The organism is Bacillus sp. SA1-12, from assembly GCF_000981385.1.
Lineage (GTDB): Bacteria > Bacillota > Bacilli > Bacillales > Bacillaceae > Metabacillus.
In genome coordinates this window covers 59,429-85,916 of the sequence record NZ_LATZ01000012.1, presented here as the reverse complement: position 1 = coordinate 85,916, position 26,488 = coordinate 59,429, and the positions used below count along the sequence as shown (strand labels likewise).

At 38.3% G+C, this 26,488-nt stretch carries 26 protein-coding genes; 6 read left to right on the top strand and 20 right to left on the bottom strand.

The features are described from left to right. Nucleotides 1-4: 4 nt before the first annotated feature. The 3 genes from WQ54_RS10125 to WQ54_RS10115 all read right to left on the bottom strand — a co-directional run bounded on the left by WQ54_RS10125 (nt 5) and on the right by WQ54_RS10115 (nt 3,684). Nucleotides 5-898 carry a cation diffusion facilitator family transporter gene (locus tag WQ54_RS10125; protein WP_046515848.1) on the bottom strand — a complete coding sequence of 298 codons (894 nt, stop codon included), beginning with the start codon at nt 896-898 and terminating at the stop codon, nt 5-7. Between the two features lie 190 nt (nt 899-1,088). Beyond that, the gene (gene secDF, locus WQ54_RS10120; RefSeq protein WP_046515846.1) at nt 1,089-3,332 is read right to left on the bottom strand and encodes a protein translocase subunit SecDF; all 2,244 of its coding nucleotides are present in this window, start codon (nt 3,330-3,332) and stop codon (nt 1,089-1,091) included. Nucleotides 3,333-3,390: 58 nt separating this feature from the next. Beyond that, nucleotides 3,391-3,684, bottom strand: coding sequence for a post-transcriptional regulator (locus WQ54_RS10115; protein ID WP_046515843.1), 294 nt, complete (start codon nt 3,682-3,684; stop codon nt 3,391-3,393). Between the two features lie 168 nt (nt 3,685-3,852). Between WQ54_RS10115 and spoVB the strand changes: the two genes are divergently transcribed. Next, nucleotides 3,853-5,424, top strand: coding sequence for a stage V sporulation protein B (spoVB, locus tag WQ54_RS10110; RefSeq protein ID WP_046515840.1), 1,572 nt, complete (start codon nt 3,853-3,855; stop codon nt 5,422-5,424). A 151-nt stretch (nt 5,425-5,575) separates the two neighbouring features. Here the strand turns inward: spoVB and WQ54_RS10105 are convergent, their stop codons facing one another. Beyond that, nucleotides 5,576-6,229: a DUF421 domain-containing protein gene (locus WQ54_RS10105; RefSeq protein ID WP_046515837.1), complete on the bottom strand. Its 654-nt coding sequence runs from the start codon at nt 6,227-6,229 to the stop codon at nt 5,576-5,578. A 711-nt stretch (nt 6,230-6,940) separates the two neighbouring features. Here WQ54_RS10105 and WQ54_RS10100 point away from each other — a divergent pair. Continuing rightward, the gene (locus WQ54_RS10100; RefSeq protein WP_046515835.1) at nt 6,941-7,330 is read left to right on the top strand and encodes a TIGR04086 family membrane protein; all 390 of its coding nucleotides are present in this window, start codon (nt 6,941-6,943) and stop codon (nt 7,328-7,330) included. Between the two features lie 325 nt (nt 7,331-7,655). Here the strand turns inward: WQ54_RS10100 and yajC are convergent, their stop codons facing one another. The 7 genes from yajC to WQ54_RS10065 all read right to left on the bottom strand — a co-directional run bounded on the left by yajC (nt 7,656) and on the right by WQ54_RS10065 (nt 13,004). Beyond that, nucleotides 7,656-7,916, bottom strand: a complete 261-nt coding sequence (gene yajC, locus WQ54_RS10095; protein ID WP_046515830.1) for a preprotein translocase subunit YajC — start codon at nt 7,914-7,916, stop codon at nt 7,656-7,658. 25 nt (nt 7,917-7,941) lie between these two features. Next, nucleotides 7,942-9,087, bottom strand: a complete 1,146-nt coding sequence (tgt, locus tag WQ54_RS10090; RefSeq protein ID WP_197089578.1) for a tRNA guanosine(34) transglycosylase Tgt — start codon at nt 9,085-9,087, stop codon at nt 7,942-7,944. Nucleotides 9,088-9,308: 221 nt separating this feature from the next. Next, nucleotides 9,309-10,337, bottom strand: coding sequence for a tRNA preQ1(34) S-adenosylmethionine ribosyltransferase-isomerase QueA (gene queA, locus WQ54_RS10085; RefSeq protein ID WP_046515825.1), 1,029 nt, complete (start codon nt 10,335-10,337; stop codon nt 9,309-9,311). 31 nt (nt 10,338-10,368) lie between these two features. Further along, a complete protein-coding gene (locus WQ54_RS10080; protein ID WP_046515822.1) occupies nt 10,369-10,569 on the bottom strand; it encodes a DUF2905 domain-containing protein in 201 nt (66 codons plus the stop codon). After that, nucleotides 10,562-11,566 carry a Holliday junction branch migration DNA helicase RuvB gene (gene ruvB / locus WQ54_RS10075; RefSeq protein ID WP_046515819.1) on the bottom strand — a complete coding sequence of 335 codons (1,005 nt, stop codon included), beginning with the start codon at nt 11,564-11,566 and terminating at the stop codon, nt 10,562-10,564. The genes WQ54_RS10080 and ruvB overlap by 8 nt, the downstream gene beginning before the upstream one ends. A 10-nt stretch (nt 11,567-11,576) precedes the next feature. Next, the gene (ruvA, locus tag WQ54_RS10070) at nt 11,577-12,185 is read right to left on the bottom strand and encodes a Holliday junction branch migration protein RuvA (RefSeq protein ID WP_046515897.1); all 609 of its coding nucleotides are present in this window, start codon (nt 12,183-12,185) and stop codon (nt 11,577-11,579) included. Nucleotides 12,186-12,380: 195 nt separating this feature from the next. Then, nucleotides 12,381-13,004, bottom strand: a complete 624-nt coding sequence (locus WQ54_RS10065) for an intercompartmental signaling factor BofC (RefSeq protein WP_231597494.1) — start codon at nt 13,002-13,004, stop codon at nt 12,381-12,383. 167 nt (nt 13,005-13,171) lie between these two features. On the opposite strand from WQ54_RS10065, the gene WQ54_RS10060 reads away from it, so the two are divergent. Next, a complete protein-coding gene (locus WQ54_RS10060; protein WP_046515817.1) occupies nt 13,172-13,360 on the top strand; it encodes a hypothetical protein in 189 nt (62 codons plus the stop codon). A 195-nt stretch (nt 13,361-13,555) separates the two neighbouring features. Here WQ54_RS10060 and WQ54_RS10055 read toward each other — a convergent pair whose 3' ends face one another. The 3 genes from WQ54_RS10055 to safA form a co-directional block, all read right to left on the bottom strand. Continuing rightward, complete coding sequence (locus tag WQ54_RS10055) at nt 13,556-13,744, bottom strand: hypothetical protein (RefSeq protein WP_046515814.1); 189 nt, start codon at nt 13,742-13,744, stop codon at nt 13,556-13,558. 302 nt (nt 13,745-14,046) lie between these two features. Then, the gene (locus WQ54_RS10050) at nt 14,047-14,790 is read right to left on the bottom strand and encodes a YhcN/YlaJ family sporulation lipoprotein (RefSeq protein ID WP_197089576.1); all 744 of its coding nucleotides are present in this window, start codon (nt 14,788-14,790) and stop codon (nt 14,047-14,049) included. Between the two features lie 120 nt (nt 14,791-14,910). Next, the gene (gene safA / locus WQ54_RS31855; protein ID WP_052737739.1) at nt 14,911-16,638 is read right to left on the bottom strand and encodes a SafA/ExsA family spore coat assembly protein; all 1,728 of its coding nucleotides are present in this window, start codon (nt 16,636-16,638) and stop codon (nt 14,911-14,913) included. Nucleotides 16,639-16,971: 333 nt separating this feature from the next. Between safA and WQ54_RS10040 the strand changes: the two genes are divergently transcribed. Continuing rightward, complete coding sequence (locus WQ54_RS10040; RefSeq protein ID WP_046515811.1) at nt 16,972-17,727, top strand: hypothetical protein; 756 nt, start codon at nt 16,972-16,974, stop codon at nt 17,725-17,727. 60 nt (nt 17,728-17,787) lie between these two features. Here WQ54_RS10040 and nadA read toward each other — a convergent pair whose 3' ends face one another. Genes nadA through nadB form a run of 3 tightly spaced genes read right to left on the bottom strand, consistent with a single transcriptional unit; the run spans nt 17,788 to nt 21,293 of the window. After that, a complete protein-coding gene (gene nadA, locus WQ54_RS10035) occupies nt 17,788-18,897 on the bottom strand; it encodes a quinolinate synthase NadA (protein WP_046515808.1) in 1,110 nt (369 codons plus the stop codon). A gap of 11 nt (nt 18,898-18,908) precedes the next feature. Beyond that, the gene (gene nadC / locus WQ54_RS10030) at nt 18,909-19,739 is read right to left on the bottom strand and encodes a carboxylating nicotinate-nucleotide diphosphorylase (protein ID WP_046515806.1); all 831 of its coding nucleotides are present in this window, start codon (nt 19,737-19,739) and stop codon (nt 18,909-18,911) included. Between the two features lie 3 nt (nt 19,740-19,742). Then, a complete protein-coding gene (gene nadB / locus WQ54_RS10025) occupies nt 19,743-21,293 on the bottom strand; it encodes an L-aspartate oxidase (protein WP_046515803.1) in 1,551 nt (516 codons plus the stop codon). Between the two features lie 207 nt (nt 21,294-21,500). Between nadB and WQ54_RS10020 the strand changes: the two genes are divergently transcribed. Both WQ54_RS10020 and WQ54_RS10015 read left to right on the top strand, forming a co-directional pair. Continuing rightward, entirely contained in the window at nt 21,501-22,631 is a 1,131-nt protein-coding gene (locus WQ54_RS10020) for an IscS subfamily cysteine desulfurase (RefSeq protein ID WP_046515884.1), read from the top strand. A 72-nt stretch (nt 22,632-22,703) separates the two neighbouring features. After that, entirely contained in the window at nt 22,704-23,252 is a 549-nt protein-coding gene (locus tag WQ54_RS10015; RefSeq protein WP_046515800.1) for a transcription repressor NadR, read from the top strand. A 241-nt stretch (nt 23,253-23,493) separates the two neighbouring features. Here the strand turns inward: WQ54_RS10015 and pheA are convergent, their stop codons facing one another. The 3 genes from pheA to obgE form a co-directional block, all read right to left on the bottom strand. After that, the gene (pheA, locus tag WQ54_RS10010) at nt 23,494-24,378 is read right to left on the bottom strand and encodes a prephenate dehydratase (protein ID WP_046515796.1); all 885 of its coding nucleotides are present in this window, start codon (nt 24,376-24,378) and stop codon (nt 23,494-23,496) included. 14 nt (nt 24,379-24,392) lie between these two features. Beyond that, the gene (locus WQ54_RS10005; RefSeq protein WP_046515793.1) at nt 24,393-24,836 is read right to left on the bottom strand and encodes an ACT domain-containing protein; all 444 of its coding nucleotides are present in this window, start codon (nt 24,834-24,836) and stop codon (nt 24,393-24,395) included. 360 nt (nt 24,837-25,196) lie between these two features. Continuing rightward, entirely contained in the window at nt 25,197-26,480 is a 1,284-nt protein-coding gene (obgE, locus tag WQ54_RS10000) for a GTPase ObgE (RefSeq protein ID WP_046515790.1), read from the bottom strand. Nucleotides 26,481-26,488: the final 8 nt, after the last annotated feature.

Genomic DNA, 26,488 nt, shown 5'->3' with positions numbered 1-26,488 from the left:
TCACTTATGGGGAATATGGGTTTACATGAACGAACACATTTTGTACATTCTCATGCTCACGCATTAATTTTTGTTTCACTTGTTTACCGATCTTATGTCCTTCTTCAACCGTAATATGTGGATCTACTGAAATTTTTATATCAACAATGACATAATGACCATGTTCTCTCGCATAAAGTTCATCGATTTTTTTAATTTGTGTAATGTTCTTGACTGTTTCCTTTAACCCTACTACATCCTCTTCATGCAATACATGATCAAGTGTTGAATGAATTGACTCTGCACCGAGCTTCCAAGCCAGTTTTATGACAAGGATGGAGACAAATAACCCCGCAACAGGATCTGCATAAACCAGCCAATCGAGCCCGAATCTGGGTCCGAAAATCGCAGCACCGATACCTGCCAATGTAGCTAAAGAGGAATAAACATCTGATCGGTGGTCATGGGCATTTACAATTATTGCATCACTTTTTATTCTTTTACCCAACTTGAAGGTATAGCGAAACATCCACTCTTTTACAATGATTGATAATAACACAGCATAAATCGCAAGAAGCTTAGGTGGTTCAATCTTATTAAATAATGCTTCAAATGAGGCTTTCCCAATTTCAAATCCAACTAAAAATAACAGAACAGCGACAATGATAGCCGCAATTGATTCTGCTTTCCCATGCCCATATGGATGGTCTTCATCAGGAGGCTGTTTAGCTGCCCGGACACCGACAAACACAGCTAAAGACCCTGCAACATCTGAAGCCGAGTGAACAGCTTCTGCAATTAAAGCACGGCTATCCGATAGGACACCAATCACTCCATTAATGATTGCCAATATAATATTTCCAGCTACCCCTACCATAGCAGCAAATTCTGCCTGCTTAAAGCGATCTTTCTCTGTCATGTTTTCACCTCGTTTTTAGTTACCCATAGTTTATCCAACTATTTGCAATAAATAAGGGCCAGCCCCATCTCTCTGTAACGAAACTAAACACGTTTCTAGCTGTTACAAAGAGGGGCTGACCCTTTTTAGTCTTCTATTTTATCCCAACCTTAACGGGCAATAATCCCCCTAAGATGGAAGTCTCGCTATCTTATACAATTGGTTGGTCACTTATATTTGCCGCAACTTCTTTTTTCTTATTAAGCTGCTTGCCTTTCCAAATCAACCACAGCTGTGCGGCAATAAACAGGGATGAATAGGTTCCACAAAGGAGTCCAACTAAAAGTGCAATTGAGAAGTTTGTAATTGATGGGCTTCCATAAATCAACAGGGCTACTACGGCAATCATAACGGTGAGTACTGTATTAATCGAACGGGTAAAGGTTTGTTGCAGACTTCGATTAACAATTAACTCTAAGTCCTTGATCGTTTTTACCTCCATTTTTTTCTGTAGTTCTCGTACTCGGTCAAACGTTACTATTGTATCGTTTATTGAATAGCCGATGATTGTTAAAACCGCGGCAATAAATGTGATATCAACTTCTAAACGAGTAATGCTAAAGAATGCAATGATAAAGAATGCATCATACAGCAAGGCAACAATCGAAGCAAGGCCCATATATACCTCATACCGGAAGGCCACATAAATGACGATCCCTATTGAAGCAATAAGAACACTTATCAATGTATTTTGTGCAAGCTCTTTCCCAACCGTCGGAGAGACAGAACTCACATTAGGTTCTGAGCCGTACTTTTCTTTAAAGTGACCTTTTACCTCAGTGATTTTTTCTGCATCTAAAGATCCAATTAATCGGGCAACACCAATCTCGTTTTCAACACCTGATAAAACAACATCATTAACTTCAAGATCCAGCTTTTCCAGTTCATTTGTTATTTCTTCTGCTGTTAAGGTTTTGCCAGCAAGTACTTCAATCCGTGTTCCGCTCGCAAAATCAATCCCAAGATTTAGTTTAAATAGTAGTAGACTAATGATTCCCGCTATTACTGCAAGAATTGAAAACATAAAAAAAAGTTTACGGTGTTTTAAAAAATCAACATGATCGAATATTGTTGGAGCATTCGTAGCATTATCAGTTTCCTCGATTCGAATAATTTCGTCTTTCTTAATGCCAAAATAGCTTTTTTTATTTTCCAGCCATTGGCTTTCCACTAGGAGTCCGAGCAAGATTCTTAAAAAGAAAACAGCTGTAATAAAGCTTACTCCTATACTAAGGATCAACATTGCAGCAAATCCTTTTACAGAACTGGTCCCAAAGAAAAAGAGAACTCCCGCTGCAAGAAGGGATGTGATATTCGCATCAAAAATGGTTGCAAAGGAACGACTTGACCCTGCTTTAAATGCTGAGCGAACTGTTCGACCAAGCTTCAGCTCTTCTTTAATGCGTTCATAGGTAATAATGTTGGCATCTACAGCCATACCAACTCCTAAAATAAGGGCAGCAATTCCAGGCAAGGTTAACACACCATTCATCCAGTCAAACACCTGAAGAATGAGATAAATATAGGCTGCCAAGGTGAAGACGGCAATAAGTCCGGGCAGGCGATAAAAAACCAGCAAAAATACGAATATAACAGATATTCCAACAATCCCTGCAAGCACTGTTTGATCTAAAGCTTGATCACCAAATTGGGCACCAACAGTAGTTGAATAAAGCTCATCTAATTTAACCGGAATTGACCCAGCATTTAATAAATTTGCAAGATCTTTCGCTTCTTGTATCGTGAAGTCACCAGTAATCGTTACATCTGTTTGATTAAATTCTTTTTCGACATTCGTAGAGGAAATAAATTTAGGCTCCGCCTTTGTAACTTCATTCTGAAAAGAATCTCCTTTTTCAAAATCAAGCCAGATGACTAATTGATTGGATGGTTTATTTTGAACAATCTCTTCTGTTGCCTTTTTATATTTTGAGGCGTCCTTCAGTTTAATCGAAACGTTCGGCTTGCCATTTTCATCAAAGGACTGGCTTGCCCCTCCCTCTACTAGATCAGACCCATTTAACATCTCTTTGTCTTGATAATCACGGAAGGTTAATTCCGCTTGAGAAGAGAGAATTTCTCTTGCTTTATCCTGGTCATTTATACCAGCCAACTGCACTCGTATCCGATCATTGCCTTCGATTTGAATAGTAGGCTCACTTATTACTCCCAAAACATTCGCACGTTTTTGAAGTGCCTTCACAGTGCCGGCAAGAACATCTTTTGTGATTTTATCCCCTTTTGCCGGATCGACTTCATATAGTATTTCGAAGCCTCCTTGTAAATCCAAGCCTAAAATCATGCTGTTGCTTACCCTGTTCGTATTCAGGCCTATTAAACTTCCCACTACAAGTACAAGTAGAAACAACGCTATTAAGCGCCCGCGCCTGACCATAATGTTTCCTCCTTACGAACTTAAAAAAACAAATTAATTATGTATGGGAATATATCTGCTAAATAAGATTTTTTAATAGATCTTTGCCTTCTTCACTTTCGAACCAGTTTGCTGATTTATACGATTCTATTGTTGCATAATTCATGAAATCCCCAATTTTAAGTGCTAATACATCTCTAACAATCTCATGCACTGAAAGCTCAGGTGATTTTTTCCATTTCTTATTTTTTAAGAATGCCCACAGCTTTTCTTCAGAAACATCTTCATAGCCTAGTAAAACAAATTCTTCGAGCTTGCTTACAATCGCAGGTTTTACGTGATCTCTTAATTGATCTATAGGCTGCTTGTCCATATAATCCTCTCCTTTAACTTTTAAAGGTTCCATATATATATTTATTTGAAAAGCTTCCAAATCATCATGAATAGGCACAATCTAACCAGAACTTGTCATGCCTGGCCTAATGGTATGCATATAGTAATTGTAAATGATAACACGTTATTTGAGAAGGCAGGGAGAGAAATGTCAAAGCAAACGTTTCTTCGAGGGACGCTTATTTTAATTTTAGCAGGGTTCATAACACGAGTTTTAGGGTTTATTAATCGAATTGTCGTAGCCCGTTTTATTGGTGAAGAAGGAGTCGGCTTGTATATGATGGCTTTACCGACACTTGTATTAGTCATTACGATAACACAGCTGGGCTTACCTGTTGCCATTTCAAAGCTTGTTGCTGAAGCTGAGGCCCAAGGGGATCAAAGGAGAATAAAGAAAATTCTCGTTGTTTCCTTGGCAATAACAGGGACGCTAAGTCTTCTCTTTACCCCGGCGATGATTTTCCTGGCTCCCTTTTTAGCCGAAGAATTATTAACAGATGATCGCACAAAATTGCCGCTTTTCGCCATCGCTCCTGTTGTACCAATTGTAGCAATTTCATCAGTAATACGCGGTTACTTTCAAGGAAAACAAAACATGCGCCCTGCTGCAGCCTCTCAAGTATTAGAGCAGGTTGTAAGAATCTCCTTAGTGGCTTTGTTCACAAGTGCATTTTTACCATATGGGATTGAATATGCTGCAGCAGGCGCAATGGTCTCAGCTGTAATTGGAGAGCTTGTTTCCCTCATTTATTTAGCAACAATGTTCAAGGTGAAAAAGAAAATAAAAATACGCCGGAAATTTTTCAAATCTGTCCAAAATGGGAGGGAAACCTTTCAACAATTAATGGGGATTGCTTTACCAACTACAGGAAGCAGAATTATTGGTAACGTTTCATGGTTTTTTGAACCAATTGTTGTTGCAAATAGCTTAGCCATTGCTGGAGTCGCTACAGTTGTCGCAACGAAACAATATGGCGGTCTGACAGGGTATGCTCTCCCTCTGCTAACACTGCCTTCTTTTATCACATATTCTCTATCCACATCTTTAGTTCCTGCTATAAGCGAAGCAATGGCACAAAATAAACTCAAGCTTGTTGAACACCGTCTTCAGCAGGCAATTCGGTTATCGATAGTGAGTGGCGGATTAGCCTGTGTCATTTTATATGTTTTTGCTGAGCCGTTAATGGTTGCAATGTATGGCAGCAGTCAATCGGCCATCTTTGTACAAGTGATGGCACCGTTTTTTATTTTCCAATATTTTCAAGGTCCTCTGCAGGCCGTGTTGCAAGCATTGGATTTGGCTAAGGCTGCCATGATAAATAGTTTGATAGGTGCAGCTATTAAAACTGCTCTGATTTTTTTATTGGCTACAAGACCGTCACTTGGCATCATGGGAGTTGCTTTGGCCATTGTAATTGGTATGGTGCTAGTCACTTTATTGCATTTTGCCACCGTTATAAAGGTCATCCCCTTTACAATTCATATTAGAGATTATATAAAAAGTGGATTAACGATGGTCATTTCGGGAATTGCCGGTTATTTCTTTTTTGAAAACATTGTTGATGATAGCGGAATGGTTATTCGATTAATTACCTCAATTGGTGTCACCAGCATTATTTACAGTTTCTTACTTTTGCTGTTTAATCTTGTAAAAAAAGATGAACTAAAACGAATCCCTTATATCGGAGGGTACTTATCAAACTTAATTCCAATAAAGTGAGACTTCTATAAGTTTAGTTTTACTTATCGTTGAATGGAATAAAATCAGTGAAAAGGACTGTATCAAAAGAAAGCGGAACAGTCCTTTTTTAATGAAAATAAAAAGATGAGAGCAATGATTAGCTCCTCACCTCTTTCTTCTAACATGCTTATCAGTATTCATCCTTCAAATCAATAAAAAAGATTCCTTTTCCAAAAGAGCAAAAAGAAATTTTCTTAATCTCATCATATCCTAATGTACGAAGCTGCTGTCTAAGCCATAAATTATTTTTCTTAATGACTGCTAAATTCTCTTCTTGAATTTGGCCATCAATTATAAGGGGAACTTGCAGCTCTGGTTGCACTTTCTGGAACCTTTCTTTTTCAATTACTGACAGTTTCCCGGAGGATTCTAAGATGGCAAATTCCACGTCTGCTACGCTATTGATATCTTTCTGACGAAGATGTGTCATTAAATCATCAAAGTTATACCGTTGAGATCTCATTGCTTCTTCATCAATTTTTCCTCGGTCAATTATGATGGTCGGTTTCCCATCAAGAAGATGGCGAAGTTTCCTGCTTTTTAATGAAAAAAAGGCCAAGGAAATTTGAATAATCATTAAAAGAATCATAGGAATAATTGTATGTATTAATGAATCTTGATGATTTTCGATCGCTGCCACTGCCATTTCCGCTATCATAAGGAAGACAACTAAGTCAAATATGCTTAATTCACCAATTTCTCGCTTTCCCATTACCCGAAAAATGAACACCATCAAAAAATAAAGAAAAATCGTTCGTGCCACAATGGTTACATAGACTTCCATTTGATGGCCTCCTTTTTACCTGCATTGCTTTATACTAGTTTAGACATCAACAACAGATTTATGTAAGAAAAAAACTGTTATATAGATAAAATAAGCTAATAGCAATGTTATTCATAAATGAACGAGATGGCCAATGAGATAATGACAAATAGCAAGCATGCCTTCAGGGACTCAATAAAAGTGAAAATTCCCCTCTTCCTTTGCAGCTAATCCGTAACCAAAAAGTTTGAACTTGACCCTATATACTTTTCATGCCCGCTAATTACTGCCACGATTGACCTCCATTTTTTTTCTCATCATAATATAAACACCTACTAGTAAAATGGGGTTTTCCACATCTCCCCTAAAAAGTTTAAACTCATTCCTTCCTGATTAAGTGATAAGTCACAATCCCTCACCATCATTTAATGCTTGTCAAAAAAATATTTATATTCTATTTTTTTCTTCCATGAATATTCTGTAATAGACGAGCAGAAACAAGCTTGAACTTGTTTATCCCCATCTTAACGGGCAGTAAAGCTCTACTTGAGATTCCACAGAAAAGCAAAGTAGTGGAACGCCCTTAAAGAACCGACAATGGGCAGGATCTCCAAGTCAAGCGAGACAAAATGCCGTGGCATTAAAGCGCAATATGTCTAAAGCACCATCATCGGCAAGGGTTTGAAAAAACCCTACTGATGAAAGACTCACTTTATAGTTGGAAAGGGGGAAATGAAAGTGGAAACAAAAAAATGGGGAAAAGCAGTCCTTTATGGCCTTGTCACCATTTTTATCATGGCATTAGCAACAAGCTTAGTCTTTTCTTTGCTATTAAAATTTACAAGCCTTAAAGAGTCTTCTATCACTTGGTTGCTAGTAGGTCTTTCCGCTTTAGCATTGTTTATTGGCGGCTTTGTAGCTGGGGGAAATGGAAGGGAAAAAGGCTGGTTGGTTGGTGGCGTAACTGCCCTCTTATACTCCCTTATTATTTTTCTTTTTAAATTTTTGGGCTACGGACAAATCTTTACAATGGAAGAAATGATGTATCATGGCGCCTTCTTACTGACTGCAATGCTTGGCGGTGTGTTTGGCGTTAATATATCCTCCTCTAGAGCGAATTAATATGGCGGGTGTTTCTTATTTGAACATCCTTTTTTCATCGTAATAGGTGAGAAAAGGCTGCCTCAAAACGGGTCATATACCGTATTTGAGACAGCCTTTTGATTTTTAGGAAATGATAAATGACTAAAACTTAGGATATGCGCACGATATCCAGCTCCGAGGCAGGACGTGCAAGTGCAGCTAGTGCGATTCGCGCATTTTGACTGCCAGCGCCTTAACACTATAGGGTTTATCCACTCATGAATTGAAAATAAAGTACCCCATTCTATTCATGAGCGTCATATTTGCTCGAGGCTGATCCCTAGCGCTTTTGTCTATGTACCAATTAACCCTTTACAACTTCACGTATTGAGCGACGATCGAACGTCATACGCGTCCCATCACCAACTTTTAAAACAATCTTATCTTCGTCGATTGAATCTAAAATCCCGTGAAGTCCGCCAATTGTAATGATTTTATCACCTTTTTGCAGATTGTTTTGCATTTCACGTACCGCTTTTTGCTGTTTTTGCTGCGGACGGATCAACAAGAAGTAAAAAATCGCAAACATTAGAACCAATGGTAAAATCGTTCCTAGCATTTCCATTATATATCACCCCTTTCTAGTGAGCTTAGAAGTTCTTCGCATTTGGTTTATTAAAGCCGTATTGTTCAAAAAATTCATCGCGGAAGTCACCTAAACGATCTTCGCGGATTGCTTGCCTTACTTTCTCCATTAAGTTTACCAGAAAATACAGATTATGATAAGATGTTAATCTTAATCCGAGTGTTTCTTCACTCTTGATCAAATGACGTATATAGGCGCGCGAATAATTTTGACAAGTGTAACAATCACAATGTTCATCAAGCGGTCTGAAATCCCTTGCAAATTTAGCATTTTTCACTACCAATCGCCCTTCACTTGTCATTAACGTTCCATTTCGAGCAATTCGAGTAGGCAGCACACAGTCAAACATATCAATGCCTCGAATTGCTCCATCAATGAGCGAGTCTGGTGAACCTACTCCCATTAAATAACGCGGCTTATTTGCCGGCATAAGAGGTGTGGTAAACTCAAGCACACGGTTCATGACATCCTTCGGTTCTCCGACAGATAAACCGCCAACAGCATAACCTGGGAAATCCAAGGATACTAAGTCTTTAGCACTTTGCTTCCGTAATTCCTCATATTCTCCGCCTTGAATAATGCCAAATAATCCTTGATCTTCTGGTCTACTGTGAGCTTTTAAACAACGTTCAGCCCATCGGCTTGTTCGTTCCACAGACTTTTTCATATAGTCATATTCAGCAGGGTATGGAGGACATTCATCAAAAGCCATCATAATATCAGAGCCTAAATCATTTTGAATCTGCATGGCTTTTTCTGGAGAAAGGAACAATTTGTCTCCATTTAGATGATTACGGAAATGAACCCCCTCTTCTTCTATTCTGCGAAAATCACTTAAGCTAAAAACCTGAAATCCGCCTGAGTCAGTTAAAATGGCACGATCCCAGTTCATAAATTTATGCAGACCCCCGGCTTCTTTTACAATCTCATTGCCGGGACGCAGCCATAAATGGTAGGTGTTGCTTAAGATAATTCCAGCCCCCATTTGCTTTAACTCCTCGGGAGACATTGTTTTAACAGTTGCCAGTGTACCGACTGGCATAAACACAGGTGTTTCAAAGCTTCCATGTGGGGTATGCACCATTCCCAGCCTTGCCCCAGTCTGTTTACAAGTTTTAATTAATTCATAACGAATCGGTGAAGTTGACACCATATTTCCTCCTTATTCAAAAGAGTGCAAGCGCCTTGATCAGCCCTAAAAAAGCAAAAGACGATCAAGAATAGCAGACGTTCGTTGTCTTCCATTCTTAATTGCTTGTACTTTTTAAACGGTAGGAGCAGGAGCTAGATACTAATACTAAGTACAATCAGGCAATACACTCTTTTCCTCTTCATTGAAACGAAGATGAAACAATATCAAAAACATATATATTAAATAATAAGCATAGCATCACCAAAGCTAAAAAATCGATATTTTTCTTTTACAGCTGTTTCATAAGCATTCATAACAAATTCTCTTGATGCTAAAGCACTGACAAGCATGATTAAAGAAGATTTAGGAAGGTGGAAGTTTGTAATCATTCCATCAATTCCTTTAAATTCATAGCCAGGATATATAAAAATATTTGTCCAGCCGCTTTCCGGGGCAAACTTGCCATCATGTTTGGACGCGATTGTCTCAAGTGTTCTTGTCGAAGTTGTCCCAACGGAAATGATTCTGCCGCCATTAGATCGAACCTCATTTAAAAGAGATGCAGTGCCGTCTGTTACTTGATAGAACTCGGCGTGCATTTCATGCTCTTCAACAGTTTCTGCACTCACTGGACGGAACGTACCTAAACCGACATGAAGTGTAATAAAGGCGATATGAACACCCTTTTCCTTAAGCTGTTCAAGAATTTCTTCCGTAAAATGCAGTCCGGCAGTTGGGGCTGCAGCAGATCCAATTTCACGGGAAAACACTGTTTGGTATCTTTCACGATCATCTAATTGTTCTTTTATGTATGGAGGCAGCGGCATTTCACCTAAAGAATCAAGAACCTCATAAAAGATTCCTTCATACTCGAATTGTAATAAGCGTCCGCCATGATCACTTGTTCCTATACAGGTAGCTTTTAGGATACCAGAGCCAAATGTAATCACTGTGCCTTCCTTTACCCGTTTCGCCGGCTTAACTAATGTTTCCCAAACATCGTTTTCTTGCTGCTTTAACAATAAGATTTCAATGCTTGCACCAGTATCCTCTTTGACACCAAAGAGTCTTGCCGGCATGACTCTTGTATTATTCAATACTAAGCAATCACCAGGATGAAAATAATCAATGATAGACTTAAACGTTTGATGCTCCATTTCACCGGTTTCCTTATGAAGAACCATTAATCTTGAAGCATCTCTTTCCTTTAAAGGAACTTGTGCAATCAGCTCTTCGGGAAGGTAAAAATCAAATAATTCTACTTTCAAAACACTCACCTATTTTCTATAATCACTTACATTACTTAAATCGGCCTAAAAAGGAAAATACCAAAGATAAGACTATACTGATGACAATACATGTGACAATCGGGAAAAAGACAGTTGTATTCCCCTTCTTAAACACGATGTCTCCAGGCAGCTTACCTATAAATTGCATAAAAAACCCAACAACTAATAAGATACCACCAATTATCATCATTAATTTAGGAAAATCAGTCATTTTGCGGAACCTCCATTTGAAAATGACGGTAGACCAGATCTGTTACTATTCTCCCTCGCGGGGTACGTTGGAGAAATCCAATTTGCAGCAAATATGGCTCATAAACATCCTCTATTGTGTGTGACTCTTCTCCTATTGTTGCCGAAATTGTATCAATTCCAACCGGACCCCCGCGGAATTTTTCAATAATACCTAATAACAGCTTATGATCGATATGGTCCAATCCTAATTTATCTACTTGAAGCTTTTCCAAAGCATCTACTGCTAATTCATTTGTGATCGTCTCTTTACCAATTACTTGAGCAAAATCCCTTACTCGCCTTAACAAGCGATTTGCGATTCGCGGTGTGCCCCGAGATCGCCTTGCCATTTCAATGGCGCCATCCTTTTCGATGCCAATTCCTAATATATCTGCTGTCCGTTCAACAATATGAGCAAGCTGTTTTTCATTATAGTATTCCAATCTGCTTAATACACCAAAGCGGTCTCTAAGTGGAGCGGTTAATAAACCAACCCTTGTTGTAGCACCGATAAGAGTAAAAGGTGGAAGATCTAAGCGAACAGACCTTGCTGTTGAGCCTTTACCAATAACAATATCAAGGCAAAAATCTTCCATTGCCGGATACAACACTTCCTCTATCGAACGATGCAAACGATGAATTTCATCAATAAACAATACATCTCCTGGCTCAAGTGCAGTTAGAACCGCGGCTAAATCACCCGGTCTTTCAATCGCTGGTCCTGATGTTGTTCGAATATTAACTCCCATTTCATTGGCAATTATTGTTGCTAATGTGGTTTTTCCCAATCCAGGAGGACCATATAAAAGGACATGGTCCAATGTTTCACCGCGCATTTTAGCTGCTTCGATAAACACCTTTAAGTTTTCTTTTACCTTGTTTTGCCCAATGTATTGCGCTAAATTCTGCGGCCTTAAGCTTTGTTCAATAAAAGATTCTCCAGAATCTGCTTCACTGGATACTAGGCGTTCTTCCATGTTTATCACCTTACTTCAATAGCTTTTGCAATGCTTTTTTTACATATTGATCTGTTGTCAAACTCTCTTCCTGTAAGGACGGAACAACTTTTTTAATTTCACGTTCAGCATAGCCCAATACTTTTAATGCCTCAATCGCTTCATTTAATGCATAGTTTGCTGCATGTTTCTCTTCCATTACTTGATGAGTAAATAAATCTGGTGCATATAGGACTGCAACATCTCCAAGCTTTCCCTTTAAATCCAATATAATTTGCCGTGCGGTTTTCTTCCCTACACCAGGGAACTTTACTAAAAATGTATCATTTTCATTTTCTATTGCTTCTATGACCTGTGATGGATTACCAGAGGCAAGGATTGCCAATGCACCTTTTGGGCCAATTCCCGTTACATTGAGCAGTTTCATAAACAAAGCTTTTTCTTCTCTTGTTTGAAAACCATATAAAGCTAAAATATCTTCTCGTACATGCTGATATGTATATATTATGATTTCCTCTTGTCTGCTTTTTCGATAACTAAACGGATTTGGAGTATGGATTTGATATCCTAAACCATGATGGTCAATCACAATGTACTCAGGGGTTATGTGATCAACATACCCTTTAATAAATTCAATCAACATATTCACCTCTCCCGGGACTGTTCCCCATTGTATCAAAAAAAACTGCTAATCAGAAGAATTTTTGATGACAATGAAACAGATTACGTACAATTGTTCTATATCTATCATACCATTAATAGGCCCTTCATGGTAATTTTCAGATAACTGAAAAAAAGCTAACTTAAAAGATAATCATCTTCAAGTTAGCCTTTATTATTTCTTTTCTGTTTTGGAATAAGCTTCATAAGTTTTTAACACTTCTAAGTATTGATCTTTGGAATGAATCCGAATACCTTGGATTAATTCATCGTGCTTGCGGCTTTCGAGCTTTTTAACATCTATTTGAAAGAAAGATTGAATAACATCCTGAGTTTCAGGCTTTCCATTAAATAATGATAATACTCCATCTCCATCAATTCCAAAGTAACCATTTGTTTTTAACAATGGTGAAATATCGTCAATTTTTTGTTGAAGAACAATCTTTTCTTCACTTTGATCAATTAACTGCCAGCTATCATACGCAGCCCAAAAATCTTCCATAGAGAGTATGGTTTCATTTGTAACTTCTTCACTTAATTCTCCGTCTAGGTAAACACGCTGTAAAACCAATTTTACAGTTAACGGCTTATCAACTATTTTTTCTAAAGCTTTTACATGGTTACCGTTTAAATACAATCCAAACAAGATAATTAACATGCAAACGGTAAGGATGCGACTTAGATGAAACGTTCTCATCAATCTCACCTCGATCATTAATTTCTTCAAAGCTCTTCTTTCATGTAAAACGATATAAGTCTGTTCGATAATATTGTGACCAATAATAGAAGTTTTAACCAACTTATCATCCTAATTCTAAATCCAAAACCTTCCACTTTAATTAATAAGCTATTAACAACAGAAAGAATAGAGGTCTTCATTGTAAAATAATCATTTCTTTCATAGGCTCTTTCATTATACTTCCCTTTCTTATAGGTCATATATTGTAAGTAAAGGAGGGGTTATAAATGAATAGTTGGATTTTCTTATATTTAGCAGCAATCTTATCAGGTTTTGCTTTAGTTGAGGTGCCATTAGCTGGAACATTTTTAGCTAGTTTAGCACCATTTACTACAGTTGTTGGTGTATTAACAATTTTGGTTTTCTCAGTTGTTCTTATCTATAAAGGCGTTAGATATTTATTTTCAAATAATTAGTTTTATACAAAGTATAAAGTCACTCAGGTATAGAAGTTCTCTTACTGAGTGACTTTTTATAAGAAAAATGCCAAAACCTTGACCAGCAACTTAAACACTTATGAAACTTTCTTAGTGGTCAGATTTGAGCAAGACACCATGACTAAGTCCAAAAAATAAACTTTTAAAAAAACTTTCATTGAAAACGAATTTCTATTATATGCTTTTTTTCATCCCACATTCCCTGCATTCCCTTAAAAAAATGAAATCCTTAACAGAACTCTTAAATAAAGTATTTCCGCAATTATCACATCGGCCACTGATCTCGTCCGGATATTGTTTAAAGTCATAAACAATTGATGTATCTATTCCTTTTGTTTCTCGTTTTATTCCTTTGTCTTCCATTCCAATCACCTGCTACTTAAAATTCAACTCATCTATCATACCATATCCTATTAATGATTGGACTCACTTAAATTAAATGCTGTGTTTAACTAGCCTGTTGAAGTCCATTATATTCAGAAGCTGCCTCATTGCCATAGGGAGCTTAGATTTTTTCTGCCGGTTTTTCTCCCGCAGAAGCCTCGGATATCCTTTCCATTTCATATTTAAAAGGGTCTGACCCTTATACACAATATAAAGAACCTAAAATAAAGGTAGTTCTTTATATTGTTTTTTAAAAAGTCAGACCCCTCTAGAGTCATTGCTTATTCGTTACGATTTCCATTAAAAGGGCGCTGTACCGCATTTCCAAGATCATTCATAAGATTGTTAATATCATTATCAATTCTTGTGCGGTCTACACCATTTTGAATATTATTATCTATGTTACGAACACGGTTAAAGGTTCCTTGATCTGTTACAACCTGAACATCTCGACCGTCAGCCATTTTTCGAACATTATTTTTGATTTTATTTTTTAGTTTATCATCAGCAGCAGTATCTGTTTGAACAGCAACCAAAATGTTATTTTCTGTTATCAATACACGTGCATCATCAATATTGTTCATTTTCTCAACGGAAGCCCTAACTTTTCGTGAGATCTCATTATCATCACGATCATTATTTCCTTGTTGATTTAGATGGCCATGGTAATTAGTATCAGTACGTCTAAACCGATTATCACGAACAAGCCCATCATCTTGGTCACCTAAAGGTGCTGTAGGATTGTCCATATTTGCATTGCGATTATTAACTCTACGGAAATAATTGTTTTCATTATTCGCACCATCCATCATTTCCGTTACAGGACCTTCATTATCTACATTCGTATCTTCATTTGAATAGTATCCCATGGGTTGAGTGTTATCATTATATCTTGTATCTAATGCACCCTCATTATTATTACAGGCTGTTAAACCTGACGTCAGAAGTGCGATTGCAGTATAGGCTGAAGCTTTTTTCTTGTTTATCAATACGATTACCCCCCTGTAGGTACTTTCAAAGAGCACGATATCGCGCTCATTAACTAGCTTGTACCTTTTACAGAGAAATCAATCTGTTAGTTAACGGTAATATTGGAGACAAGAAAAAGCAGAGGTATCTCCCTTACCTCTGCAGATTTAATCGATTTAATCTTCGTCATCATCTTCCCTGCTATCAAAATCAGGCATTTCAAACATTTGGCCGCCTTGTGCCATTTGCTCTGGGGAAAAACCTTGTTGACCCATAAACTGCTGTCCTTGGTCACCCATAAATTGTTGTCCTTGCGGGCCCATAAATTGTTGTCCTTGTGGGCCCATGAATTGTTGTCCTTGTGGGCCCATGAATTCCTGTCCTTGCTGGCCCATGAATTCCTGTCCTTGCTGGCCCATGAATTCCTGTCCTTGCTGGCCCATGAATTCCTGTCCTTGCTGGCCCATGAATTCCTGTCCTTGTGGACCCATGAATTCCTGTCCTTGCTGGCCCATGAATTGTTGCCCTTGTGGGCCCATGAATTGTTGCCCTTGCGGGCCCATGAATTGTTGTCCTTGCGGGCCCATGAATTGTTGTCCTTGCGGGCCCATAACTTCCTGTCCTTGCGGGCCCATGAATTGTTGTCCTTGATAACCACCAAATGGTTGCTGCATTGGGTAGCCTCCATATGGCTGCTGCATTGGATAGCCTCCGTATGGCTGTTGCATTGGATAGCCTCCGTATGGCTGCTGCATTGGATAGCCATACTGTGGCATTTGTTGATATGGACTCATCTGAGGAGCAGGTCCGCCGCATCCGCAATCTTTCTGGTCATATGCTGGAGCAATGGCTGTATTTTCATAATCACCGTCGTCATACGGATCTTCATATGCCCCTAAAACTTGGCTAGGATAATGAAATCCCGGTCCTGGTAATACTGGAGACACTGGTACACCTGCAAATGGATTTACTGGAAATCCATGACCAAAGTGTGCAGGCGCTACTGCTTGCGGATATGGCATATTCGGTGCATAAGACCCAAGTTCATCATCATCGTCATCAAATTCCGCAGGACTAACTGCGGTTGGGTATGGCTGTTGCGGCATTGCTGGACCGTAACCATATGGCATTGGATAATATGGCCCTGGCGGACATAATCCACTGCCAGGTAATACAGGTGAAACAGGCACCATATATGGTGGACAATACGGCTGATACATGGCTGGTGCAACATTCATTGGCATTGGCATATTCGGTACATTCGGCATATTTGCCATATCTTTTGAATCCTCCTCTTGTTGTAATGGTGATGTGTAATATGGCTGCTCCTTAGGTTGCTCTTTAGGTAAATCTTTTGGTAGTTCTTTAACTGGCATTTCTTTAGCTGGTAGCTCTTTAGCTGGTAGCTCTTTAGCAGGTGTCTTATAGGTGTCTTCATCATCCTTCATTATATTTGGTAACACATTTTCGGGTTTTGGCGGCAATTGCGGATTGGGCATTTGCGGCATCATCGCCATATTCACCGTATAATAATTATTCATATCAACTCCAGTATATACCGGATGCTGAACATTAGGTACAGGCGGTATATAAGGTTTTGATGGTTTTTCAGTTACGACATCTTTCGGTGCAGTATCTTCTACATCTACTACCTCTTTTGGTTTTTCTTTAGCAAAAGGATGTTCAGCCTTAGGCATTTCTTTTTTTATCGGCATTTCTTTTTTAATAGGCGCTTCTTTTTTTATTGCAACATTACCAGAAGGTACTTTAATTTTCATACCCGGCATTACTAAATCAGGATTGCTCAATTGTGTGTTCATACTTTTTAACTCTTCGAAATCAACCCCGTATTTCTTTGCAATTTTCCAAAGAGTATCGCCCTTTTGAACAATATGAATTTTCAACGCTTTCCCTCCTAAGCATAAAAATAGATCTACCATCAGAAAACTTCTTTCTATACTGATGGGCTTCTTACCTCATCGATCCAGTCGTGTAAGCGTGATGTTTTTCCACTTTATAAACGATAAGCATGATGTCATTAATCTTCATCACAATTTATGAAGAAAAAACTGAAATTATGATTAAACTCGTATTAAAAATTGGATAAACCTATACCCTTTTCTCATTCATATGCTTGATTAAGCATTTTATTAACCGCAAAACTTTCATGTTTTATACATAAATCGAAACCAATGAGAAAACATAAGGAAATCTTACTTAACATAAGGAATGGTTAGATGCTTAAAATAGTCATGATATTTGTTTTATTAAGTTTGATTGCCCCAAATTATGTTGTTCAAGTAGAAGCAGCTGAAAAGGAATCGGTGACAATTGCAATGAGAAATAACGCTTTAAATGCAGCCATTCATTTTTTTAGTGCACAAAAAAAATGCAAGAAGGACGAAATGTCAGAGTATTCTATTGAATTACATAATATTGAGAATCGAAATAACTCTAATCAAACAGATTGTGAGAAAAATCCTTTACAGAAAGCAGAAGTAACGGACCTTATTGTTGTTTCAAGTGACCTGGCTTTAGTATCGGTAACATTAGATTTTGAAGACCAGGCGATTGTTCAGACAATTCCAGTTATAAAAAGAGAGGGAAAATGGAGAATTGTAAAGGGTTTGTATAGAAGCCAAGCAGATGAAAAAAGAATAAATACTGATATTCTTGACGGGATTAAAGGTTATTTTAGCAGCATTAAATCAGGTAATGAAGCTGCATTAAGGAAATATGCTATAAAGCTTAGTAAAGATCATAAGCAAATAGAGAATCTTGAAAAAATATCGTCGCTTGACTATCACGTTCATCATCTAACGATGCTAACAAATACTGCTGTGATTGCTGACATTTCCGTTACTATAGACAATCAAGCAAACATGATAAAATACGTTGTTTATAAAATGGATAATAATTGGAAAGTTATTGCAGACCGACATTTAGTAAAAGGTGTAATCCCAAAGACTAGAAATCCGGTTGAGGTAAAATAAAGTGCTTTTGAAAGTGAAAGGGTCAGACCTCAGTATAGAGGGCTGACCCCAATTCAGGGTTTAAACATTCGCAAGCATACGGTCCAGTGCTAAAACAGCATCCTTTGTAATATGCTCAGGCACTTCGATTTGATTCGTGATTTCTCCTCTTTCTAAGCCTTCCAGCGTCCAAAGGAGATGTGGCAGATCAATCCGGTTCATCGTCAAACAAGGACACATAAATGGATTTAAGGATACGATTTTCTTGTCCTTATTTAGTTGAATTAAACGGTTCACTAGATTCATTTCTGTACCGATTGCCCATTTTGTACCAGGTTCTGCTGCTTCAATCATATCAATGATATACTTTGTTGAGCCAGCATAATCAGATAAACCAACGACCTCCCGATTGCATTCCGGATGGACAATGATGTTCATATCCGGTTCTGTTTTACGAATATGTTCTATATTCTTCACGGTGAAATTTTCATGAACTGAGCAATGGCCTTTCCAAAGGATCACAACTATATCTTCTATATTACCTTCAAATTCTAATTTGTTTTGAATTGGGTTCCAGATCGCCATCTTTTCTAACGGAATTCCTAAATCATATGCTGTGTTTCTACCTAAGTGTTGATCTGGTAAAAATAATATTCTTTCCTTCTTAGTAAATGCCCACTCTAACATTTTCTTAGCATTTGAGGAGGTAACTGTTGCGCCGCCGTTTTTTCCTACGAATGCCTTAATAGCAGCTGTAGAGTTCACATATGTTAAAGGTAGAATCGTATCACCATATAATTGCTGAAGCTCTTCCCATGCCCGATCGGTTTGTTCAATGTCAGCCATATCAGCCATTGAGCAGCCGGCTCTCATATCTGGTAAAAGCACCTTTTGATTCTCAGATGTTAGCATGTCCGCTGTTTCGGCCATAAAATGAACACCGCAAAACACAATATATTCAGCTTCTTTATTTGCAGCAGCAGCTTGTGCTAGCTGCAAAGAGTCACCTGTAACATCTGAAAACTGCACAACCTCATCTTTTTGATAATGATGGCCAGGAATATAAAGCCTTGAGCCGAATTTTTCTTTAATTTCGCAAACGCGACGTTCCATTTCTTCTATTGTTCGGTTTTTATAGGATTCTGGCATCATTTCTCTTTTCTCATGTTCAAGAATATCTAATAATTCCATTTTCTAACCTCCTATTTTACATTTAAGCTTATATCTAGCGATTTATAAGAGTGTGTTAACATGCCTAAAGATATATAATCAACATTTGTATGTCGGAAATCAGCTAAATTGTTTAGTCCAATTCCCCCAGATGCTTCTGTCACAATATGTTTTGGCGTTAATTCAACAAATTTCGCTACTTCTTCTGGAGAGCGATTGTCAAACATGATAACATCTGCCCCTGCCTCGATTGCCTCTAGCAGCTGCTTTTCAGTTTCAATTTCCACTTCAATTTTAACCATATGACCTGTTTTTTCCCTTACCTTTTTAACAGCATTTAGAATCGAACCTGCAAAAGCAATATGATTGTCCTTAATCATTACCCCATCATAAAGACCGAAGCGATGATTATAGCCACCGCCGCAACGGACAGCATATTTTTCAAACATTCGCAAACCAGGAGATGTTTTTCTTGTATCGCAAATTCTTGTATGATCTGATCGGAGGAGATTTACCGCCTTATTTGTTAATGTTGAGATCCCGCTCATCCGCTGCAGTATATTTAAAATCACTCGCTCCCCGCTTAGGATTGTGGCGACAGGTCCCTCAATTTCCGCGATAATATCACCATTATTAAGCTTGTCACCATCATGTTTTTTTAAGTTTACTTCCACTTTTTCTTGAAATAAGGAAAACCCTGTATGAATCACATCAACTCCAGCTAAAATACCCTTTTCCTTAGAAATAATGACAGCCTTCCCTCTTGCCTCTGGTCCAAATATTGTTTGACTTGAAACATCCCATTCCCCTAAGTCTTCTAGAAAAAATTCCTCAAGCTTCTTTTTTAATTTAATCACATTCATCCGCTACACCCCTACGTACATTTCATCTTTTGTTCGGATCAGCTGCTTGTTTCGCCAATCATTATCATTTATTTCCGGAAAATCTATTCTGTAATGTCCTCCTCTGCTCTCCGTTCTGTTTAATGCCGAGGAGGAAATCAGCCAGCCAACCGTTATCATATTGATGATTTCAATTTGCTGATTTGTGAAATTTTTCACATTAAATGCCCAAAAAGAGAATTGTTTCTGATATTTCTCAAACCAATTTACCGCGTATATTAGCTCTGCTTCTGTTCGTTGTATTCCAACATATCTGGTCATGATGCCTTGAATTTGTTTCTTAGTCGGCAATTCACATCCATCAATACTTGCAATTTCTGCGCTATCTTTAACAGCCAATAATGGCTGCTTTAATGGTAATGATAATAAATGGCTTGCCACTCTTTTTCCGAAAACAAGTCCTTCTAATAAAGAGTTGCTCGCTAAACGATTAGCACCATGAACTCCCGTACAAGCAGCTTCACCTACTGCAAGTAAATTCTTTATATTTGTCTCGCCATTCTCATCCGTGCGAATTCCCCCCATAAGAAAATGCATACCTGGTGCAACGGGTATTCTTCCATGTTTTAAATCAACCTCATGTTGTTTACACATACGTGAAATTGTTGGGAATCTTGATGCAAAATTGGAAAGCATAGATATATCAAGGAATACTTCATTCCCCTTTTTCATCTCGAAAAATATGGCCCTTGAGACTATATCTCTAGGTGCTAAATCTGCTTGTGGATGGAGGCTCTCCATAAACGCCTCTCCATTCTGATTAATCAAGACAGCTCCTTCACCACGAACAGCTTCCGAAATGAGTCCTACACATTGTCCATTAATTTGAAGCATCGTCGGATGGAATTGGATAAATTCCATATCAGCTATTTCTGCTCCGGCCCGATAAGCCATGGCAATCCCGTCACCTGTTATCACATCAGCGTTTGATGTATGGCCATAGACAGCTCCACATCCACCGCTCGCTATAATCGTTTTGCTTGCCAAATACTGTTTAATCGTTCCATCTTTACTCTTTGTAAAGACACCGTAGCATTCATCTTTATCAACAATCAAATCTGTTGCCATCTCGTTTTCTATGATTCTTATTGAGGATTTTGTTGCTTGATATAAAAAATGGGTAATGGCTCTTCCTGTCGCATCTCCACCGGCATGAATAATTCTGTGATGACTATGTGCGCCTTCCTTCCCTAGAAGAAATTGTCCATTTTGATCACAGTCAAATCTCATGCCTCGCTGGCACCATTCCAAGATTTCCTTTGGGCCATTCTGGACAAGATGCTCAACATTTATTGGATTATTATGATAACACCCTGCCGTTAACGTATCTTCAAAATGTTTTTTCCAAGAATCATTTTGATGAATCACAGCGGCTATTCCACCCTGAGCAAGCATTGAGTTGCTCTTTTCCCAAGTAGATTTCGTAATTAGTGTTACTTGTTTATGTTTTAAGTGGTATGCAGCAGAAAGGGCCGCGATTCCACTGCCTATTATGATGACGTCTGAATGAGGCATACATGTCACCCCCTGTAAATTTACACCTGTCTTGACACTTATATTTACATATATTTAAAATAATGACAAGAGTTTTTTTACACAATCAAAATTTATTTCTTAAGGATAAACGTAAGGGAAAACGAAGCCTTTCGCCATACGGGCTTGACAATAAACAAATTTTTCTAATAAACGCTTCATAAATTAAGAGAAACAGAGGTGAATCCATTGATCTATCTTGATTACGCAGCAACCACACCTATGAGTGAAAATTCATTAAACATCTATATGAAAGCAGCAAAAAATGCTTATGGAAACAGCAGCAGCTTACATGATATTGGCCATATCGCCGGTATGACTTTACAGGCTTCAAAAAAGCTTATTACAGATATGATTGGAGGAAATGAAAAACGTCTTTACTTTACTGGAAGCGGGAGTGAAGCGAATGTTTTGGCCATACAATCTCTATTAAATGGAGTCAATCCATTAAAAAATCATATTATAACAACCCAAATCGAACACTCATCACTTTATACTTTTTTTAAAAGGCTGCAAACCGATGGCTTTGAAGTCACCTTCATAGAGCCGAATAACCAAGGACAAGTCTCCGTTGAAGTCGTTATAAGCAAGCTGAAAGATAATACGGGATTGGTTTCCATTCAGCATGGAAATTCTGAGCTTGGTGTTATTCAGCCGATTGAAGAAATCGGTCTATGTTTAAAAAAGCATGGGATCTTATTCCATAGTGATTGTGTTCAAACCTTCGGAAAGATGCCTATTCATATCGAGAAGGGGTATGTTGATGCCATATCCATTTCAAGTCATAAAATTTATGGCCCGAAAGGAATCGGTGCAGTCTATATTCATTCATCGGCATATTGGCAGCCTGTGATTCCCGGAACAACCCATGAATCAGGCTTCCGTCCCGGGACTGTAGATGTTCCCGCAGCTGCCGCATTCGCTGCTGCTGCAAAAGATATCGCAGATAAAATGAATGAATATTTACACCATTATCAAGAGCTGAGAAGCCAATTCATACGCTTAATTGAACCTTATAGAGACAGACTCATCCTTTTAAATGAAAACAGTGAGAATACCCTTTCAAATATTTTACCTGTTATTATTAAAGGTATTGAAGGTCAATATATAATGCTTGAATGCAACCGAAAAGGTTTTGCCATTTCGACCGGAAGTGCCTGCCAAGTAGGTATGCAAGCACCTCCCCGTTCACTTCTTGCCATAGGACTTGACGAGCAAATTGCAAAGCAATATATTAGAATATCATTAGGGGCGCAAACAACAGCTAAAGAGCTGGAATCATTTACAAAAGCCCTTATTAACATTATCGAACAATTTTAAAAGGCTTGTATCTTTTCTTTAGTCGGGAAAGAGCGTTCGTTTGTTAACATAGAAATCATATTGAGTGAAAGGATGAGCTTATTGAAAACGGAAAAAATTTTAGGAGATGAGCGACGTGCCCTGTTATTGGATTTATTATCTAACGCAGACAAGGCGATTACTGGCGGGGAATTAGCCAAAAAAGCAAATGTCAGCAGACAGGTTATTGTACAGGATATCTCCCTTTTGAAAGCTAAGAATTACCCAATTATGGCAACAAGCCAGGGATACGTTTTTTTATCCAAGCAAAATGACCAATCCAATCTTGTAGAACGAATTATTGCATGTAAACATGCCCCTGAACGAACAAGAGAAGAATTAACCATTCTTGTTGATCATGGAGTGTTTGTAAAGGATGTGATTGTTGAACATCAAGTATATGGGGAATTAACAGCTTCAGTTATGGTCGGTAATCGAAATGATGTAAATGAATTTATCAAAAAAATAGACCACTCCAATGCCGCCTATTTATCACAATTAACACAGGGTCTTCATTTGCATACCTTGCAAGCTGATTCAATAGAAAAACTAAATCGTGCTTGCAAAGAGCTTGATAAAGAGGGATTTTTAGTAAAAGACTAAGAACAAATGCGCATGCACCTTGATAAGCGACAATTTTACTAAAAGCACTTATTCTCATTACTGCTAGTATTGGTAGGAAACTGCAAGACTCGTCGTTAGGCGCTGTCAGTTATCAACTGACACTCTGCCGCACTGACTGCACTTGCATCTCCTGTGCTTTGAAGTTAATCATTAAACCAGGTAAAAAAGTTATAAATTAAAACCAGGTGATACAGCACACCTGGTTTTTTATTGTATAAAATTAAACCTCTTTTTCGATATTTTGTTTAATCGTATATCCCTCATAAGACCCAAGAAGCTTTACGCTGCAGCCTAATGCTTCAAGCTCAGCAATAGCACCAGGTATAAGAATTTCGTCGACAAGCATATCAAGGTCAATAATGAAAAAATAGTTGCCTAACCCTGTTTTCATTGGTCTTGATTCAATTTTTGATAAATTTAACTTCCTCCATGTAAAAGCTGATAATACTTGATGTAATGCTCCTGGCTGATCTGAAGGCAATGTCACCATCAAAGTTGTTTTTTCTTTATCAGGCTTTAAATACGGGCTATAATATTCCGTATCTTTTGAAGGATTTAAAATCGCAAATCTTGTATGATTGTAGTGATAATCATGGATATTTGCCTTTACAATTTCTAAACCATATTCCTTTGCTGCAAGTCTATTTGCTATCGCAGCAACAGGCTCTTCTGGATGCTGGCTAACATAACTGGCTGCCGCTCCTGTTGATGTAGCATAATCATAGGTTAGCCCTTTGAAGGTTTTATGCAAAAACTTATGACATTGAGCAATCGCATGAGAATGAGAATAAATACGGCTTACGCTTTCCCAATCATTTACTCTTGAAGGATGAACCATTAAATGCTGTTCAATGGGTGAGACAATTTCACCGACTATGTATAATGGTCGTTCATGTATCAAATAGTCAAATGTTAAATTAACAGAGCCTTCTAACGCATTCTCAGTAGGAACAATTGCAAAATCAATTTCACCATCTGCTACAGCATCAATACACTGAGGAATCGTGGTATACCCTACCTGCTCAACCTCTTCTCCGAAAAATGCTTGTACAGCTAAATGGGTAAATGTTGCTCTTGGTCCTAAAAATCCAATTTTTAATGCCAACTATCTTCAACTCCTTATGCTCCCTGGCCAAGTATTTCTACCTTCTCGACAAATTCCAATCTTCTGAGCTTAGCCATTAGGCGATTGATATCTTCTGTCATTCCATTCGTATTAAGGGAGAGTGTAACATTTGCACGTCCTTGAATGGGAATGGTTTGGTGAATGGTTAACACATTACATCCAGCCGTTGCTACAACCGATAACAATTGAGATAATGTGCCACTGCGGTCCTCAAGATGAAAAAAAAGTGTGATAAGCTTTTCTTTTACTATTGTATGGAACGGGAATACAGCATCACGATATTTATAAAAAGCACTGCGGCTCATATCCACACGCTGAACAGCTTCTGCTACAGAATCTACTTTTCCTCTTTCTATTAACTTCTTTACTTCAAGTGTTTTTTTCATCGCTTCCGGCAATATATCTTCACGAACTAAAAAAAACGTAGCGTCCTTCATTTTCTCCCTCCCAACATTTTTCTTAATGTAGATAATTTATCACAATATTAACTAAATTTCTTCTTTTTTCTTAATTAAATTTTTAAGTAAGTCTCTTTTTAAACGTTTGTTGTCTTTTAAATAAAAACTCTTATGCTTTCCTGTTGATTTCAGGCTGCAGTGGCTTCTCTCCAGCAGGCTGTCAAGGTACCTTCACATTTAACTTGTACAAGTCACCGCTTTCCGCCCGCAAAAGTCAGTTATATCGTACCAATCAACAATGTGCTTAAAAGCCATAATAGAAGTTCTGTAGGGCAAAAATCTTCACTTTCGTAAAAAAAAGAGAGCCAAATGATCAGCTCTCTACACAGTGTTAAATCATTATTCAACGAACTCAAATTCATATTCCAGCAGCTTTACAATATCTCCGTCTTGTGCTCCTCGTTCACGTAATGCTTCATCCACTCCTAAACCGCGAAGCTGTCTTGCAAAACGTCGAACAGATTCTTCCCGAGAGAAATCTGTCATTTTAAATAGCTTCTCGATCTTTTCGCCAGAAAGGACATATGATCCATCACTGTCACGAGTAATTGCAAAGTTCGGCTCCTCTTTCTTAAATTCATATACCACTCGATGTTCTGCCGGTTCCTCTTCAAATAATGGAAATTCAGGGGTACGCTCTAAAGTATCAGCAATTTCAAATAAAAGCTCACGAACACCTTCTCTAGTAATTGCTGAGATTGGGAAGATTTTCACATCATCCTCAAGCTTTTTCTTAAACTCCGTTAAATTATCTTCGGAATCTGGCATGTCCATTTTATTAGCAACAATAATTTGCGGACGCTCAGTTAACCGAAGATTGTATTCCTTTAACTCTGCATTAATGGTTACATAATCGTCATATGGATCTCTGCCTTCTAAACCAGACATATCGATGACATGTACGATAACACGTGTTCTTTCGATATGTCTAAGGAATTGATGACCTAATCCCACACCTTGGTGGGCACCTTCGATTAAACCCGGGAGATCTGCCATTACAAAGCTTCGCCCGTCTTCTGTTTCAACCATTCCTAAATTTGGGACAAGGGTTGTAAAATGATAATCCGCAATTTTCGGTTTTGCAGAAGAAACGACTGATAATAATGTTGATTTCCCTACACTCGGAAAGCCAACTAAACCTACATCCGCTAATACCTTTAATTCCAAAATAACATTTCGTTCTATACCTGGTTCACCATTTTCCGAGAGCTCCGGGGCAGGGTTTGCAGGTGTTGCAAATCTAGTGTTCCCACGCCCTCCCCGGCCGCCTTTGGCAATAACTGAACGTTGTCCGTGCTCGGTTAAATCAGCAATAATTTGCCCAGTTTCTTCATCCGTAACAACCGTTCCAGGAGGAACCTTTACGATCATAGGCTGCGCATTTTTACCATGCTGGTTTTTTGACATCCCATGCTCACCTCGAGGAGCTTTAAAATGCCGCTTGTAACGAAAATCCATTAACGTTCTTAATCCCTCATCGACTTCAAAAACGACGTCTGCGCCATTTCCTCCATCGCCCCCGGCAGGACCGCCTTTTGGCACATATTTTTCACGACGGAATGCTACCATTCCGTTCCCGCCATCGCCGCCTTTAACATATATTTTGACTTGATCGACAAACATTTGTCTTC